Here is a 15,777-nt window from a genome sequence, read left to right on the forward strand (position 1 = left end):
CGTAACGTGTTTCTTTTTACTGGATAGTAAGACAAAAAAACCGCCTCAAGAGCGGTTCTAATTTTTTAGTTTGCTGCGATTTCAGCGGATGGCGGATACTCTTTTAGAATACTAGCTACAAATTCACGAATCCGCTCCTCTTTTTTATCAATATTCTTGGTATTGTTTAAGGTGCCTACACCACGACCCTGCCACACCAATCCTTTGTTTTTGGCGTCTATCAAATCTATGTACAGAGAACCCTCGGTTCTAGTACTTACATTATTTCCAAAGCCTCCACCTGGGCCCCAAAGCCATGGGTTGTAAAAACCCCCGTAACCCCAACCCCAGCCGCCCCAGCCAAAGTTGTTGTTGTACACATCTACTTGTTCACGTTCTTTGGTGAAAATATTTACTAATAAATCTGGTTGTTGAGATTTTACAAAACCTCGAGAGCTCATTTCTACATCAATGGCTTTCAGAATTCGTTTTTTATCCAAATCGGAGATTTGGGCCTTATCTATTCCTGTTTTATAAAAAGCATATGTTTTGTATGTTTTAAAATCAGCTTCTTTATCATAGTCGGCAACAACCCTAACTGAACTGCAGGATGCCAAAAAAGTAACTGCAAGAGCAGTCAAGGTAAATAGTTTTAAATTTTTCATAGTAATCTTTTTTTTTGAGTTCACTGAAATGACTATAAACAATTCACAAATATTATGCCGAATATTCCCGTTTAACGCCTGACATTTGTTTTTTTGTCATACCCATAAGGACAATGTCTACAGCCACTTTCACAGCAATAACCACGTTTTAAATGGTATTTTTCAGTAAACACTTTATACCCTTCTTCAGAGAAGTAAAAATCACCCTCTTCTAGGGGAATAAACTCCTTCATATCTTACCAAACCAATTTCATCACCCATAAAATTAAGGTATTCCAGCGAATAGGGCTAAGACTTTATGATTTGAAAAAACCTGAAGTAGTTCAACGAAAATGTTAATGTTATTATCGAAACAATTTAACTTTCACCATATTTTGCTATTATATTTGTAGGAATCTTATGATAGTTTTAGTGTGATATTAGTATTTAAACACTTTTTTTATCGAAATTATGTAGGTCTGTCCCTTTGGCCTTTCATCATCTTAAAAGAGGATGCGCTCAAAAGAGATGAGACACTCATTAACCATGAGCGTATACATCTTAAGCAGCAGCGAGAACTACTTATTCTTCCTTTTTATATCCTGTATATTTCAGAATGGTTGTTGAGAACACTACTTTATCTTGATAGCTACAGAGCTTATCAAAATATAAGTTTTGAGCGCGAAGCATACGCCAATGAAGAGGATAAAGGTTATCTTTCCCGCAGAAAAATCTTTGGTTTCTTGGACTATTTGACGCGATAAACTCACAACTTGGTAATTCCCAATCAAAAAGTACACTTACCTCTTCTTGAGGAAAAAGACGTAACACTTTATATCAAAAGGGAAGATACAGTGCACCCATTTGTCTCTGGTAATAAATACCGAAAGTTAAAGTACAACGTGATTGAGGCAAAAAAACGGGAGTATACCGGGTTGCTCACCTTTGGCGGTGCATTTTCCAACCATATTGCAGCCACAGCATTTGCAGGTAAAGAAGCAGAACTAAAAACGCTTGGAGTTATTCGTGGTGAAGAACTAATAGATAACTGGCAAGAAAACCCCACTTTGAAACAAGCCAAGGAACATGGAATGGAATTCCATTTTGTATCACGAAGTGATTACAGAGAAAAAGATTCTACTGAATTTATAAAAAAATTAGAAGCGCTTTTTGGCGACTTTTACTTGCTTCCAGAAGGCGGAACCAACACCTTGGCGGTAAAAGGCTGTGAAGAGATTTTAAATGAAACAGATACAGATTTTGATTTTATTTGCAGCTGCGTTGGTACTGGCGGTACAGTGGCCGGACTCATCAATTCGTCAAAACTCCATCAGACCGTTTTAGGGTTTCCAGCGCTAAAGGGTGATTTTCTAAAGCAAGATATTCTTAAATTTGCCGGTAATAAAAATTGGGAGCTTATTTCCGATTACCATTTTGGAGGCTATGCCAAGGTTAACGAAAACTTGATTGATTTCATCAATACCTTTAAAAAAGAAACGGGAATTCCATTAGACCCAATTTACACAGGAAAAATGCTTTTTGGTATTTTTGATTTGATAAAAAAGGACACTTTTAAAAAAGGAGCCCAAATTTTGGCCATCCATACAGGAGGGCTACAAGGCATAAAAGGCATGAACCTTGTATTGAAAAAAAGAAGTTTACCCTTATTGGACGTATGATTAGGCGAATAGGATATGTAGTAGTGTTGGCTTTGTTGGTTGCAAGTTGTGGGGCAAAAAAGCGAACAGCATCAAAACAAACAAAAACGGTGGTCAAGGCCAAACCAACCCGTAATCCCAATGCAGGAATCCCCAAAGATGATTCCAAAGAAACTGCGTTGTATCCCTTACCGGCAAATCCAGGAAGATTTGTAAAGTTTCCGGTCGTTAACACACAAGAGTATATTGAAACCTTTGCTGAGATGGCCCAATACGAAATGAGGGCCTTTGGTATTCCTGCAAGTATCACCTTGGCCCAAGGTATTTTGGAAAGCGGTTCTGGTAAAGGGGAGTTGACCCGGAAGACGAACAATCACTTTGGCATTAAGTGCCACACTGGTTGGGACGGCGAGTTCGATTTTCATGACGATGATGCCAAGGGCGAATGCTTTAGAAAATACAACCACCCCATGTATTCGTTCAGAGATCACAGTATCTTTCTTTCTTCCCGTTCCCGTTATAGTTTTTTGTTCAATTACCGTCGAGATGACTATAAAAAATGGGCCCACGGACTGCGCCAAGCAGGCTATGCGACCGACCGTAAGTATCCACAAAAGCTGATTGCCTTGATTGAACGATACCGTCTTGATCAATACGATGAGGAGGTGGTGCGCGGTGGATTGGAAACTGTTCGCAAGCCCAAGAGCTACGAAGTATTTACCCATGTGGTGGAAAAAGGGGAAACGCTGTACGCCATCTCCCGAAAATATGCCATTTCAGTGGACGAACTCAAACAGATCAATAATTTAGGCGGCAATACTATATCAATTGGACAGATACTGAATATCCGAAAAGAAAAATCAAAATAACCCTTGTCATCCTGAGCCTGTCGAAAGGAGACAGTATAAAAAATTACAACTCAAAACTAAATGCTATACCAACGAAGTAGCGCCTTGTTTGCCGAGGCCAAAAAATATATCCCCGGAGGGGTAAATTCCCCAGTTAGAGCTTTTAAAGCAGTAGGGGGAGATCCCATTTTTGTGAAAGAGGCAAAAGGTGCCTATCTCTATGATGAAGACGGTAACCAACTCATCGACTATATCGCTTCATGGGGCCCACTGATTTTGGGTCACGCCCATGAACCTGTAATCAATGCGGTAGTGGAGAAGGCCAAAAAAGGAACTTCCTTTGGCATGCCTACAGAAATTGAGACGGAACTGGCAAAATTGGCCGTTTCCATGGTGCCCAATATAGATAAGATCCGTTTTGTAAATAGTGGTACCGAAGCTTGTATGAGCGCTGTAAGATTGGCGCGGGGCTATACAGGAAAAGATAAGATCATCAAATTTGCTGGCTGCTACCATGGCCATTCTGATTCTTTTTTGATACAAGCGGGAAGTGGTGCCGTAACCTTTGGGAGCCCAAATAGTCCTGGGGTAACACAAGGAACTGCCAAGGATACCCTTTTAGCGGATTATAACGATTTGGAAGGCGTAAAAGCGCTGGCCACAGCTAACAAGGGTGAAATTGCAGCAATTATTTTAGAACCCGTTGCAGGGAATATGGGCTGTATTATTCCAACCGATGAATTTATTCAAGGATTGCGAAAATTATGCACAGAAGAAGGTATTCTGTTGTTGTTTGATGAGGTGATGACAGGTTTCCGATTAGGAAAAGGTGGTGCACAGGAAGCTTTGGGAATTGATGCAGATATCGTTATGTTCGGAAAGGTAATAGGAGGCGGACTTCCTGTAGGAGCTTTTGCAGCAAAGGCAGAGATCATGAGTCATTTAGCTCCAGATGGGCCAGTATACCAAGCAGGGACCTTGAGCGGAAACCCTTTGGCCATGAGTGCCGGGCTTGCCATGCTTACAGAATTGAACAGCAAACCAGAAGTTTTTACCAGTCTGGCCAAGAAAACTGAATACTTGCACAAAGGCATTGCCAGTATATTGATGGAAAAAGGCGTAGCAAATCAAATTAATAGATATGGAAGTATGATTTCAGTGCATTTTTGCGAAGAGCCAGTTGTTGATTTTGCTTCTTCAGCCAATGGGAACAATGATACTTTTAAAAAATACTTTCATGGTATGTTGGATCAAGGGGTTTATTTACCTCCTTCCGCATTTGAAAGCTATTTTTTAAACGACGCCATCAGCTATGCTGATTTGGATAAAACCATTGAGGCGGTTAAGAACGTTTTCTAAACAACCCCAACAATCCTAGAATAGGACCAATAGCCAATATCACATACAAATAATTGAATTGGATCGCGGGTTGAAGCGCAGTAATTAGCTGAATACTTATGATAGTGATGGCAAAGCCAATAGAATTGACAATGGTCAATGCCGTGCCCTTGATTTCTATAGGAGCATTTTGCGCGACAAGGGTAGAGAATAGAGGTGAGTCTGCAATGACCACCATCCCCCAAAATATTAGGAAACCAACAAATATTTCTTCTGAGTCTACCATAAAAAATAACGGTGATAGTAAACAGCAGGCCCCCGATAAAAGCAAGGCCGTAGCAGCTGTTTTTTTAACCCCCATTTTTTGGGAAACATACCCGCCAATTACGCAAGCCAACCCACCTAAAGCAATGATTACAAAAGATAGGAGTGAAATGTTGAGGCCCGTATGCCCATGCGCTTGGGTGTAGGCATGCAGCATTATAGGTACAAAGGCCCAAAAAGTGTACAACTCCCACATATGGCCAAAATACCCAAATGCTGCAGCCCTAAAATTTGGTTTTTTAAAGATGGTAAAACAAGCTGTAAGGTCTAGATGCAGGCTAGATTTTCTATAGGGTCCGTTTGGTACAAGGGTTACGATCAACACCCCACCTAAAACCGTTAGGGTTGAGGTGGTCAATAAAACCGATTGCCATGAAAAAATAGAGGTAAACCCTTTTAAAAGGTGTGGTAATGCGGTGCCAATCACCAAAGCTCCTACCAGATAACTGAGTGACTTTCCCAAACCCTTATCAAAGTAGTCTGCGGCTATCTTCATGCCTACGGGGTAGATGCCGGCCAAGAAGAAACCCGTTAAAAACCGAAGCCCTAAAATACTGCCTAATGTATTGCCCTGCCAAATAACCCCTGCATTACATAAAGCCCCAAGCAAAGCACTTACCAAAAATACTTTTGAAGGGGAGTACCGATCTGTAAGGGTAAACATGGCAAAAAGAAGGGTGCCCAAAATAAAACCAAACTGTACCGCTGAAGTTATGTGACCCAAAGCAGTGGATTTTAGCCCAAAATTGGTAACCAGATCATCCATAATTCCATTGCCGGCAAACCATAAAGATGTGCAAAAAAATTGCGCAATTACGATAATGGGAAGAATATGCTTAGGAGGTTTCACAAATTTATTTGAAACTGAAAAATAGTCATTTCGAGGGAGCTAAGAGACCGAGAAATCTAAAATTAGAGGATAGATTTGTCATATTCGTTGGAAATGAGGAGTAAACAACAATGGAGAAACCTCTTTGCTAAAATAAAATCAGTTTAATCCTTGATTATAGCCCGTAAAAAGGCCTCAACGACTGGAGAACGCCCCAACGGCTCCAAAAAGCAGGTGTAGACATTTACCAATACGGCCAAATAGGTAGCAGGGTGTTTTAGTTTTTTATATTTAAAGGCGGCCAACAAAATCATACCAATGATCAAAAATTGGGTAAAGTACACAGGGAGCATAATATCGATATGCGGCCAATCCTTGGCATTGATGCCTACATAGACATTTTGTATGCCACGACCCAAAGCAGGCATCATAATGATAAAAACCGTGGTGATTAGCCACCATGCATGGTCTTCCAGACGTTTTCGTTTTAGAATGCTCATGATCACGGCATAGCCAAAGGCCAAGATCATAACAATTTCTACAGCGGCCACCCCAATAAAGAACCAAGGCTCAAAAGGCCCAAAATTATCTCTTAATTGAGCAGAATCGTTTGCATTGGCAATATCTCTAAATAACATGCTAAAGGCGGTAATGGCAACACCTCCAGCTAAAAACATGCCTATAATGCCATTGGTGCGGTGTTTTGCCAATTGGCCATGGGTTGCATAGTATGGTTGCATGATCAGGTATAGGTACCAGATGGTCCCTGTCCAATAATGCACATGCACAGCCCAACCGTTTCTGGTGAAATCTCCCCAATAGTCCCTGAAAATGCCAAATTGCATTAATACCATCGGTATGATCATCCATTTGTAGAGGCTTTTGTAGTGGTCCATTACGCTACTTTTAGAGGTTAGAAAATGACATTGCTAAGCACACTGCATGGGGATATGCAGTTAATGTCTTAAAAAAATAGGGGGAGTTTGCTGATTACAAGATAGTTAAAAATTATTTTGGACTATAAAACTTCTTTTGTCACCTCGATATGATGAGCTAACGAAGATTAAAAACCCTGAAAGGAGAATTAGTTCTCTTACATTCACTTTGCTTGGCACAAAGCGATGTGAGTGTTAAACAATGTTAAAATTTAACCGAACGTTCGGTAATATTGAAATTATTCATACATTTGTCCCATGAGAATAGCAAAAGTATCAGATCAAGAAATTTTAAACGGCTTAATGTCGGTGTTCCGTGCAAAGGGATATGACGGAGCTAGTTTAAATGAGCTTGCAGAAGCAACAGGTCTAAAAAAAGCTAGTCTCTATCATCGTTTTCCTGGAGGCAAAAAGGAAATGACCGCAGCTGTGCTAGACTTTATGGAATCTTGGATCAATACCAAGGTATACAAAGTACTGTCTGATGATAAAATAGTACCCACCCAACGCTTGCATGAAGCATTGGTAAACATAAAAGCGGTTTACAACAATGGTAAGGAAGTGTGTTTGTATCGTTCACTATCAATGGATACGGGAATGGCCCTGTTTGGCGAGAAAATAGAAAAAGGAATCAATCAATGGTTGAAATCGTTTAGCATTATTGGTATGGCGCTGAATCTGGATGAGGTAGTGGCCATGCAAATGGCCAAACAAACCTTCATTGAAGTGCAGGGAAGCTTGGTTTTGTCTAAAGCAATGGACAGTACTGAACCATTTTTACATGCAATGAAACAAATTGAAACGCGATACACCAACACTTAAAAAAATTTGATAAATAAAATTACCGAACGTTCGGTAAATTAAATAGACACAATTAAATCTAAAACAATGAAAACTAGAAAAATCACAGTAGCACTTTTTACATTGGCAGTAGTATTTGCCATGAACCTTAACGGACAGAACAAAAGAAAATCCGTAACAACAAATAGTTATCCAACAACGTTTCATACGGCCAAGGTTGCCGGATTGGATATTTTCTACAGAGAAGCGGGACCTAAAGATGCACCAACCTTACTTTTATTGCACGGTTACCCAACTTCTTCGCACATGTTCCGTAACCTAATTGAGGACCTATCATCTGACTATCATTTAATTGCTCCGGATTACCCTGGCTATGGTCGTAGTTCCCAACCGGCAATGGCAGATTTTGAGTATTCTTTTGACAATTTTGCTGAAATCGTAGATGGGTTATTGGTGCAGTTAAATGTAGAGCGTTATAGCTTGTACTTAATGGATTATGGTGCTCCTGTAGGCTATCGCATCTTTGAAAAACACCCAGAGCGTGTGGATGCATTCATCGTTCAAAATGGGAACGCATATGAAGAGGGATTGGTGGACTTCTGGATTCCCCTAAAAAAATATTGGAATGATTACACCGTTGAAAATGGGAAGCCTTTGGAAGGATTTCACCAACTGGGAGGTCTTAAATGGCAATACCTACACGGGGTGCAGGACAGTACCAGGATTAGCCCGGATAACTGGAACAATGACCTACAACATTTAACACGGCCAGAAAACAACGAGATTCAATTGGCCATGTTTTATGATTACAGAACCAATGTTGGAAGATATCCTGGATGGCAAAAACTTTTTAGGGAGTATCAAGTACCTACCTTAATCGTTTGGGGAAAAAACGACTACATTTTCCCACCTTCTGGAGCACATCCATATAAGAGGGATTTGAAAAACGTAGAGTTACATTTGCTTAACACAGGTCACTTTGCCTTGGAAGAAAAGGGTGATGAAATTGCAAACTACATCTCCAAATTTTTAAAGAAAAATAAGATACAATAATAACTTCGCTGCTCGTAGCATTTTTTCATGATACTGCGGGCAGTTTTTTTGTTTTTTACGACTCAATGGTAAACAATCATAACAAGCAAGATATGGAACAGGAAGAAATAAAATTACCTAAACCTCCTTTTACTTTAGAGACGGCAAAACAAAAGATTCAGTTGGCAGAAGATGGTTGGAACAGTCAAGACCCAGTAAAAGTTTCAAAAGCTTACACCCTGGATAGTGAGTGGCGCAACCGTTCTCAATTTGTTAATGGGCGAGAGGAGATTCAGGCGTTTTTAGCGGATAAATGGGAAAACGAGCGTAATTACAAGCTTAAAAAGGAATATTGGGCACATACAGCCGATCGGATTGCCGTACGTTTTGAATATGAATACCAAAATAAAGAGGGTCAGTGGTTCAGAGCCTATGGTAATGAAAACTGGGAGTTTAATGAAAAGGGATTAATGAAGAAACGTTATGCCAGTATCAATGATGTTGCTATTAACGAAGAGGAACGAAAGTTGAGGTAATTTTTGGTTAGCGAGCTGTGGATAAATAACTTTCTTAAGAATCTTGAGAAACTGCACAGATTTCTACTTTGTCTTTTTTTCCTTTGAGAGGAATACTCCCCATAGTCTTATAAGCAAAGTCACTCGAAGCCAATTGACCTTTTAGGCTTTCTGAAAGCAATAGAGCACTTCCTAAGGTATTGCATTGTCCTTGAATACGTGCTGCGGTGTTGATGGTATCTCCGTGATAGGCGATTTCCTTTTTATATTTTCCAACTTCGGTAACGGTTACCAACCCTGCATGTAGCCCTGCCTTAAAGAATGGTTTGCAGTCGTATCTTTTTTGATAATGGTCACTCTTTTTTTGAAGTAAGGCAACAAAGTTGTAGTAAGCCCTAAGGCAATTTTCATTTTGCAACCCTTGTTTCAATTTCCATGTAAGTACAGCTTCATCTCCTACATATTGGTATATCTCCGCTCCATTTTTTGCCGCTACTCCCAAATCGTTAAAGCAGTCTTGTACAAGCATACTATATTTCACATGTCCTAACCGTTCTGCATGTTCAGTAGAGGATTGTAAATCCAAAAACATGAAAATACGTTCTTCTTCCCGGGGAGTATAGAACTTACCGAGTATTAGTCTACCCAGATTGCCTTCGCCCAGCATTAAATTTACCTGACGGAATATTGCCAAAAGCAAATCCACAACAATTACATAAAAATAAATAGCGACACTACCTGTATCAAAAGCAAAGGTGATAATGTCAATATGAACACCAAAGTACATTTCGTAGACGCCATAGGCAATAATGACGAGCAATATGATAAATAGTATTGAATATAGACTGTTTATTAGCAGAAGCCTTCCTATAGAGACATGCCTGTATACGCGTTCCTCCATTAATATTTGGGCAACTGCTGAGCCTGTCCCCATTATTGGGCCAAGAGTGAAAGCAATCATTAGGCTAGGAATAAAATCAAATTTTAGGGCTCCCAATTCCTCCGTTCCCACGCCTCTAACAATGCTAAGAAAAACAAATGCCAAGGTCCAACCAATAAGGTAGAACCTAATAACACGCCATCTACGTTTGTTAATCAATTTGGATAAAAAAGAAATCATAGCTTTAAAGGTATCCTTTTTGAATAAATTTTATGACCTCCCCTGGCTAAAAAGAAAAACGGGGCAATTGCCCCATTTTTACAACAAACTAACTGAAACTAAACCAAACTAAATCGGTTTTATCCAAAGCAAATGTTTCCATTTTGCTTTTTCTTTTAATACTAAAGCTATATTAATGGCAAACAGGCCTCCAGTCTGCAATAGCTCACCCATTTCATCAGATTCTAGAAAGACGTGGAACAAAAAAATATGTAAGGTGATGGGCAACAAGAAAACAGCTCCAATAAAACTAGTTCCTTGCAAGAGGAGCAGCAGCCCAAAAAAGAGTTCGCAAATACCTAGAAGCTGCCAAAAATAGCCAGTCTGTTTCGCTCCGCTGATATATAATATCTTTTGAAGTGTGTCCGCTTTTTCTGGAGCTTTAAATTTTTCGGCTTTTTCTACAACTTCGATTGGATAGGGAATTGGTTGTTGAAATTTTTGAATTCCACCATAAACCATCATCCCACCCAAAATCAGTCGTAAAACAATGAATAAAATGTTGATTGCTTTCATCTTATTCTACTAACGAGGTTTCACCTTCATTTGGATTGTATACATATTTGAAGGTATATACACGTGACTCATCGCTCATTGGATCTGGCTGAGCGGGAGCGTCTCTATAATAGCTTAAGATTTCAATTTTAGCATATTTACCGTCATGTGTTCTAATAACTAAAATTTTACCTGGAATTGGGGTAATCGTAAATGTTGCAGGGTTATAGTTATACCAACCATTGTCGCTACCCGCTGGTACTGCAAATGCCCCATCAGTGTCCTGTGTAAAAGTAAGCCCAGAGGCGCTTGCAACCTCTGAAAAAGTGCTATTTTCAATGGCAGCTCCTGCATTTCCATTACGTTCAGGCTCGTCAGTTGTGCCAGTTGTGGATCCTCCATTAACGGCAATGCTCGTTCCCCTAAAGGCTATGTCCCAATCGGTTTCGCTGTTTGTAGTTGTACCAGTTTCAAAACTGAATTTTGTAAAAGGTCCACCAACCGGTTCTCCCTGTCCACCTGTTTGAGGGGCAGGAATATTGCTGGCAGTATTGGCTTCTATGGCAACTAGGTCAGGTACATCATCTTCATCATCACTGCAAGCTATAAAGGCGACAAACATAAATAATAAGCTAAAAAGTTTTAAAGCGGATTTCATCATGATTTAAAGTTTAAAATTGAATATTAAGTTTTGTGAATAATTGTATTCCTGGGTTAATCAGCACTTCGCTGTCTTGTGCTGCAAGGGGGTTATTCCCTTTAAAATCCAGAAGGTTGTTCACCCCCAGTTGCAGACTGTAATGTTTAAGAAAAGTTTTTCCAAAAGCCATGTTGACCAATGCATAGCCATCAACGAAGCTGTTATCAAAATCGTCCAATAGGTCATTGCCGTTGCGATCAGTTAGCCCAAAACGACTGCGGTAAGTAATTCTTAGGTTGGCATTGGCGTTCCATTTGGGAATATCATAAAAGGCCTTAAAATTGAAGGTATGGCGAGAGCGGTTTTCCAGTCCAAAATAGTCTGATCTGGATAGGCGAATGGTTTCTAATGTCTCTGGGTCACGAGCAAAGACCTCTCCATTATCAAGTGCGTTTTCCTTGTCTTTGTCAAAAGCGAACAAGAGCTGATACCCGGTGGAAAGGTTCAGTGTTTTAAAGAGTTTATACTTCAAGTCCAATTCAAGCCCTTGGGTGTATACGCTCTCACGATTAATATAGCCAAATACGTTTTGGCCATTCGTTTTTGCGGCAAGGATTCTAGTATCAATTAGGTTTTTAAAATCGTTTCTAAAGAAGTTGAGTTCTGAGGACAGTTTTCCTTTTTTGTAGGCGAATCCAAAATTGTAGCCAACCGAACTTTCCGCGTTCAAACTTTCTCCCAATTGAGAGGGTTCCACCTGTAGCGTGGCTATTTCACCATTTTCTTCAAGTCTTTGAATTCCAACAGTTTCAACCTCTTTTCCGAAAACTGAATATCCACCACCAGTGGCATTTGTAAAGTCTAAATACAATTGACGAAAGTCTGGGGCTTTGAAACCGCTTCCAACGGATGCTTTTACTGCAAAAGAATGCGAAATATCGTATTTGGCAGAGATTTTTGGGCTTAGTTGAGCGTTGTATTCACTATGATTGTCAAAACGGGCACCGGTTATGATATTCAGTTTCTCGATAGGTTTGAAATCGTATTGAGCAAAAACATATTGCGAGTTAAAAGTGATTGTTTCAGCAAAAAGGGAACGCTCTAAATTTTCAAAATTGTAGCCCCCTCCAATGGTCAAGGTATTATTGGGATTAAAAGAATGATTAAATCGTATTTCTGGTCTGAAGAGTTTTTGGTTAAAATCATTGGCAATTAACAATTCATCATCAATGGGGTCAATGACCTGCTCATCTGTAATATAGTTGGTATAGTAAAATTCATATTGTAGGTTGGTTTTCTTTGAAACATTATGATTGATTCTTAGTTGTGCGTTGGCGTCCTTTTCCTCGCTGGTGCTTGGCGTTACATCAAATTCTTGAAAGAAATACCTGCCAGATGCAAAAACATTTATGTTTTTGGAAACATCAAAAAAAATCCGACCATTAAAAGTGTAATTTAAAAAAGGGTTAACGGTTTGTCCATCTTGCGTAGGGGTAAGGTCATAACCATCTGTGCTTAACCGATCTGCAAAAATGGAATATCCTATTTCCTTGGTTCGCTGGTTGAGGCTGAGGTTCGTATTTTGATTGTTAAAAGTTGCTGCACGATGGGAAACTTGACCGGTAATGTTTTCGGAAGTAGGTTTCTCTGTAATGATGTTGATAACACCGCCAAGGGCTTCTGAACCAAAAAGACTGGACGAAGGGCCTTTCACAACTTCAATTTGTTTAATGTTGCCAATGGCAAAACGGCTTAAATCTAAGTTCCCAGAACTACGGCCTACAACAGGAACCCCGTCTATAAGAACCAATATATAATCTGAAGCTATGCCTTGAATCTGCACTCCCTCACCACCCCCAGTAGTGGCATCGGGAGTCATGATAATTCCTGTTTGTTCGTTCAATATCTCGTTTAAACGGGTTACCCCCGTTCGTTGTAATTGTTCTTTTCCTATTAGTGTTACGGGTAATGGTAATGACGAAAGTTGTCTAATTGTGCGGGTTGCGGTTACGATTACTTCATCTAGGTTTTCAATGAGGATAGAGTCATTTTTGTTTTCAACCTGTTCTTGGGCAACACTTAAAGCACAGAAAAAAAGTAAAAAATAAAAGGTGATATTATTTTTATTTAGACTCATTCTAATTAGATTTGCGGCAAATATATATTTATTTTAAATTAATCTAAATAAGAATAGTCATTATTTTTAATTTTTTTTTGAATCCAAAAAACAACACATTTAGAATGAAAAGAGTAACACTTTTTAGCATGTTATGCTTAGTATTTGCATTTACAACAATTGCACAGAACAAGAAGGAAAAAGACAAAAGGGCCATAAAGGACATGTGTGGCTGCTATGACATTACTTTTAAGTACACCGAAACTTTTGCACCCGAAATTGATTACGAGAAAAAGATGGATTATACCGCTGGTGCCTTAGAATTGGCACTTCCCATCTTAGATGAGGAAAACAAAATATCTATTCAGCATCTTCTGGTCGTCAACGATTCTATGGTGATTAAGCACTGGAGGCAGGACTGGGAGTATGAAAACCAAAATGTGTTTTACTATGATAAGGATAACAATTGGAAATTTCAAGACTTATCTGCTGAGCAAGTCAAGGGGCAATGGACCCAGAAAGTATATCAGGTGGATGACAGTCCGCGTTATTCTGGGTCTGCATCATGGATCCATGCGGATGGAAAACACTATTGGGAAAACAAAACGGATTCACCCTTGCCCAGACGGGAATACACCAAAAGAAGCGACTATAATGTAATGCTACGTGGTAATCGTCAAGAAATCACTGATTATGGATGGGTTCATGAACAAGATAATGATAAAGTGGTTCGCGCAGATGGTCAGGAGGATGTTTTATTGGCCCAGGAAAAGGGAATGAATATTTACAGGAAAGTAGAGGATGCCAAATGTAAATTAGCCCTTGACTGGTGGAAAGAACACCAAGACTTTTGGGCAAATGTTCGAAGTTCATGGGATCAGGTTTATAACCGCAAAGGAGATTTGACCCTACTTAAAAAAGTTGAGGACAAGCCTTTGTTCATGCACTTTTACCCATTGGAGAAAGAGGGAGCAGATAGTGATAAAATTACCGAAGTAATTTTAAAGTTTGTCACGGAAAATAAAACAACTACTAGTGCGCAAGGCAAATAACTTTTGGAAATACAAATTGGCCATAGTATGCATAGCTTTTTTGTTTTCAAGTTTTGCGCCAAAGAAAATTTCACCTCTTTTGCAGCAAAAGCTAAATAGCGCTGTTCAGACCACCTTTGCAGTTGAGGTTTTTCAATTGGATATGATTCAAGTAGATCTTGGAACGGATATTCTGTTTAAAATCAACCAAGAGAATGAGTTTTTGGGTTATGCATATTTGGGTAAGGCTCCAAGCATGAAGGATATTTTTGATTATGTGGTGCTTTTTAATCCAGATTTGAGCATTAAAAAATCCAAAGTTCTTATTTATAGAGAAAATCACGGCAGACAGATTGGAAGTCAGCGATGGTTAAAACAATTCATTGGAATAGGGATAGGGGACACCTTGGATTATGGTAAGGATATTGATGCTATATCTGGAGCCACCATTTCCGCTAAATCAATGACCAAGGCCGTAGAAAAGATGCTAGGGCGCCTTGCAGTTTTAAAAAAGGAAAAAGTTCTATAAGAACTCCCCCTCAATATTGAGACTAAAGAAAGCGAGGCCAAAGGCCTCGCTTTTTGCATGTAAGAATTGTTTCTTATTGAATGGCTTCACCAATTAAAAACACGAGGTTTTTTAAGCTTGCATCCCGTTTTGGAAAAAGTGCCTTCATTCTAGGGTCCTGGACCATGCTTTGCATCCCTTCTTGGCTGTCAAAATAAAACCTGTGGATTTCGTCAGGTTGCTCTTGAAGGTTGTTGGCTGATGCAAAGGGAATTAAAAAACGCTCAAAGTGGGTTCCAAATTCTGGAATAATCTCGCAAGCTGCATTGTGGTATTCGGCAAATTGCTCTTGGTATTTTTCCCCTTCTTTGTAATAGATCAAGGCAACGCCATAAGTTTTGGTAGCATCACCAATTTCCCTGTAGAATTTAAAATTGGGATCTTTTTTGGTGGTAAAACCAAACATCTTGTCCACAGATGTTGCAATATAGTCTTGCTTCAATTTTATAAACTCCGGGTCTTGGTCAAAAGCCTCTTTAGCCTCTTTATTGGGGTAAACTGCAAAATGGATTTCATCTGGCAATTCCAGTTCCCCTGCAGCTAGCATTTTTGGTTTTATTACACGTTCTATTTTAGCGCCATACTTTTCCAATAGAACATTTCCACGACTACGTAGTTTTTCAAATTCTTTTTCTTTTCCTTTTTTGATATAAAAGAATCCGGTATTAATGATCTGTTCGTTGTCCTCTACAATTTTTTCCATGCGCGTTGATTTAAGTTTTTTAGAAATGATGAACCCACTTGATATGGTGAGTGCCAATAGCGATACAGTAATGATGTGTGCTTTTTTCATGATATCATTTACGAGTTTTATATAATGGCACAAAGATCTTTTTATGGCAGGGAAAAGAATTTTACCAGCGGG

General features: G+C 39.4%; 18 protein-coding genes. 9 read left to right on the forward strand and 9 right to left on the reverse strand.

Features of this window, described 5'->3' with window-relative positions:
- Window positions 1–65: 65 nt before the first annotated feature.
- Window positions 66–644, reverse strand: coding sequence for a DUF4136 domain-containing protein (locus tag DKG77_RS06405; protein WP_109661489.1), 579 nt, complete (start codon window positions 642–644; stop codon window positions 66–68).
- Window positions 645–715: 71 nt separating this feature from the next.
- Window positions 716–877, reverse strand: a complete 162-nt coding sequence (locus DKG77_RS16955) for a DUF5522 domain-containing protein (RefSeq protein WP_165819354.1) — start codon at window positions 875–877, stop codon at window positions 716–718.
- Between the two features lie 180 nt (window positions 878–1,057).
- On the opposite strand from DKG77_RS16955, the gene DKG77_RS06410 reads away from it, so the two are divergent.
- Genes DKG77_RS06410 through hemL form a run of 4 tightly spaced genes read left to right on the forward strand, consistent with a single transcriptional unit; the run spans window position 1,058 to window position 4,488 of the window.
- A complete protein-coding gene (locus DKG77_RS06410; RefSeq protein WP_109661264.1) occupies window positions 1,058–1,387 on the forward strand; it encodes a hypothetical protein in 330 nt (109 codons plus the stop codon).
- A 9-nt stretch (window positions 1,388–1,396) separates the two neighbouring features.
- Window positions 1,397–2,302 carry a 1-aminocyclopropane-1-carboxylate deaminase/D-cysteine desulfhydrase gene (locus DKG77_RS06415; protein ID WP_109661266.1) on the forward strand — a complete coding sequence of 302 codons (906 nt, stop codon included), beginning with the start codon at window positions 1,397–1,399 and terminating at the stop codon, window positions 2,300–2,302.
- Entirely contained in the window at window positions 2,299–3,150 is an 852-nt protein-coding gene (locus DKG77_RS06420) for a glucosaminidase domain-containing protein (RefSeq protein ID WP_109661268.1), read from the forward strand. Before DKG77_RS06415 ends, DKG77_RS06420 begins: the two co-directional genes overlap by 4 nt.
- Window positions 3,151–3,210: 60 nt before the next feature.
- Entirely contained in the window at window positions 3,211–4,488 is a 1,278-nt protein-coding gene (gene hemL, locus DKG77_RS06425; protein ID WP_109661270.1) for a glutamate-1-semialdehyde 2,1-aminomutase, read from the forward strand.
- Here the strand turns inward: hemL and DKG77_RS06430 are convergent.
- Entirely contained in the window at window positions 4,472–5,641 is a 1,170-nt protein-coding gene (locus tag DKG77_RS06430; RefSeq protein WP_109661272.1) for an MFS transporter, read from the reverse strand. The two genes, hemL and DKG77_RS06430, sit on opposite strands and share 17 nt — an antisense overlap.
- A 143-nt stretch (window positions 5,642–5,784) precedes the next feature.
- Entirely contained in the window at window positions 5,785–6,516 is a 732-nt protein-coding gene (locus DKG77_RS06435) for a hypothetical protein (RefSeq protein WP_109661274.1), read from the reverse strand.
- Window positions 6,517–6,813: 297 nt separating this feature from the next.
- Between DKG77_RS06435 and DKG77_RS06440 the strand changes: the two genes are divergently transcribed.
- From DKG77_RS06440 to DKG77_RS06450, 3 genes are all read left to right on the forward strand, one after another.
- Window positions 6,814–7,377, forward strand: a complete 564-nt coding sequence (locus tag DKG77_RS06440) for a TetR/AcrR family transcriptional regulator (RefSeq protein WP_109661277.1) — start codon at window positions 6,814–6,816, stop codon at window positions 7,375–7,377.
- A 66-nt stretch (window positions 7,378–7,443) separates the two neighbouring features.
- Entirely contained in the window at window positions 7,444–8,409 is a 966-nt protein-coding gene (locus DKG77_RS06445) for an alpha/beta fold hydrolase (RefSeq protein WP_109661278.1), read from the forward strand.
- 92 nt (window positions 8,410–8,501) lie between these two features.
- Window positions 8,502–8,924, forward strand: coding sequence for a nuclear transport factor 2 family protein (locus DKG77_RS06450; protein ID WP_109661491.1), 423 nt, complete (start codon window positions 8,502–8,504; stop codon window positions 8,922–8,924).
- A 34-nt stretch (window positions 8,925–8,958) separates the two neighbouring features.
- Here the strand turns inward: DKG77_RS06450 and DKG77_RS06455 are convergent, their stop codons facing one another.
- The 4 genes from DKG77_RS06455 to DKG77_RS06470 all read right to left on the reverse strand — a co-directional run bounded on the left by DKG77_RS06455 (window position 8,959) and on the right by DKG77_RS06470 (window position 13,334).
- Window positions 8,959–10,023, reverse strand: a complete 1,065-nt coding sequence (locus DKG77_RS06455) for an adenylate/guanylate cyclase domain-containing protein (protein WP_109661280.1) — start codon at window positions 10,021–10,023, stop codon at window positions 8,959–8,961.
- A 108-nt stretch (window positions 10,024–10,131) separates the two neighbouring features.
- Entirely contained in the window at window positions 10,132–10,578 is a 447-nt protein-coding gene (locus DKG77_RS06460; protein ID WP_109661282.1) for a DoxX family membrane protein, read from the reverse strand.
- Window position 10,579: 1 nt separating this feature from the next.
- Window positions 10,580–11,218 carry an HmuY family protein gene (locus DKG77_RS06465; protein WP_313789690.1) on the reverse strand — a complete coding sequence of 213 codons (639 nt, stop codon included), beginning with the start codon at window positions 11,216–11,218 and terminating at the stop codon, window positions 10,580–10,582.
- Window positions 11,219–11,228: 10 nt separating this feature from the next.
- The gene (locus tag DKG77_RS06470; RefSeq protein ID WP_109661284.1) at window positions 11,229–13,334 is read right to left on the reverse strand and encodes a TonB-dependent receptor plug domain-containing protein; all 2,106 of its coding nucleotides are present in this window, start codon (window positions 13,332–13,334) and stop codon (window positions 11,229–11,231) included.
- Between the two features lie 104 nt (window positions 13,335–13,438).
- Here DKG77_RS06470 and DKG77_RS06475 point away from each other — a divergent pair, with 104 nt between their 5' ends.
- Together DKG77_RS06475 and DKG77_RS06480 are read left to right on the forward strand one after the other, a co-directional pair.
- Window positions 13,439–14,365, forward strand: coding sequence for a DUF6607 family protein (locus DKG77_RS06475; RefSeq protein ID WP_109661286.1), 927 nt, complete (start codon window positions 13,439–13,441; stop codon window positions 14,363–14,365).
- Entirely contained in the window at window positions 14,349–14,873 is a 525-nt protein-coding gene (locus tag DKG77_RS06480) for an FMN-binding protein (RefSeq protein ID WP_109661288.1), read from the forward strand. Before DKG77_RS06475 ends, DKG77_RS06480 begins: the two co-directional genes overlap by 17 nt.
- Window positions 14,874–14,946: 73 nt before the next feature.
- Here the strand turns inward: DKG77_RS06480 and DKG77_RS06485 are convergent, their stop codons facing one another.
- Window positions 14,947–15,705, reverse strand: coding sequence for a hypothetical protein (locus DKG77_RS06485; RefSeq protein ID WP_109661290.1), 759 nt, complete (start codon window positions 15,703–15,705; stop codon window positions 14,947–14,949).
- Window positions 15,706–15,777 lie beyond the last annotated feature (72 nt).

Origin of the sequence: Flagellimonas aquimarina (assembly GCF_003149745.1) — a bacterium.
Classification (GTDB): Bacteria; Bacteroidota; Bacteroidia; order Flavobacteriales; family Flavobacteriaceae; genus Flagellimonas; species Flagellimonas aquimarina.

Coding starts and splice junctions, on each gene's coding strand:
- DKG77_RS06405 (WP_109661489.1), bottom strand. CDS start 644: ATGAAAAATTTAAAACTATTTACCTTGACTGCTCTTGCAGTTACTTTT.
- DKG77_RS16955 (WP_165819354.1), bottom strand. CDS start 877: ATGAAGGAGTTTATTCCCCTAGAAGAGGGTGATTTTTACTTCTCTGAA.
- DKG77_RS06420 (WP_109661268.1), top strand. CDS start 2,299: ATGATTAGGCGAATAGGATATGTAGTAGTGTTGGCTTTGTTGGTTGCA.
- hemL (WP_109661270.1), top strand. CDS start 3,211: ATGCTATACCAACGAAGTAGCGCCTTGTTTGCCGAGGCCAAAAAATAT.
- DKG77_RS06435 (WP_109661274.1), bottom strand. CDS start 6,516: ATGGACCACTACAAAAGCCTCTACAAATGGATGATCATACCGATGGTA.
- DKG77_RS06440 (WP_109661277.1), top strand. CDS start 6,814: ATGAGAATAGCAAAAGTATCAGATCAAGAAATTTTAAACGGCTTAATG.
- DKG77_RS06445 (WP_109661278.1), top strand. CDS start 7,444: ATGAAAACTAGAAAAATCACAGTAGCACTTTTTACATTGGCAGTAGTA.
- DKG77_RS06450 (WP_109661491.1), top strand. CDS start 8,502: ATGGAACAGGAAGAAATAAAATTACCTAAACCTCCTTTTACTTTAGAG.
- DKG77_RS06455 (WP_109661280.1), bottom strand. CDS start 10,023: ATGATTTCTTTTTTATCCAAATTGATTAACAAACGTAGATGGCGTGTT.
- DKG77_RS06460 (WP_109661282.1), bottom strand. CDS start 10,578: ATGAAAGCAATCAACATTTTATTCATTGTTTTACGACTGATTTTGGGT.
- DKG77_RS06465 (WP_313789690.1), bottom strand. CDS start 11,218: ATGATGAAATCCGCTTTAAAACTTTTTAGCTTATTATTTATGTTTGTC.
- DKG77_RS06470 (WP_109661284.1), bottom strand. CDS start 13,334: ATGAGTCTAAATAAAAATAATATCACCTTTTATTTTTTACTTTTTTTC.
- DKG77_RS06475 (WP_109661286.1), top strand. CDS start 13,439: ATGAAAAGAGTAACACTTTTTAGCATGTTATGCTTAGTATTTGCATTT.
- DKG77_RS06485 (WP_109661290.1), bottom strand. CDS start 15,705: ATGAAAAAAGCACACATCATTACTGTATCGCTATTGGCACTCACCATA.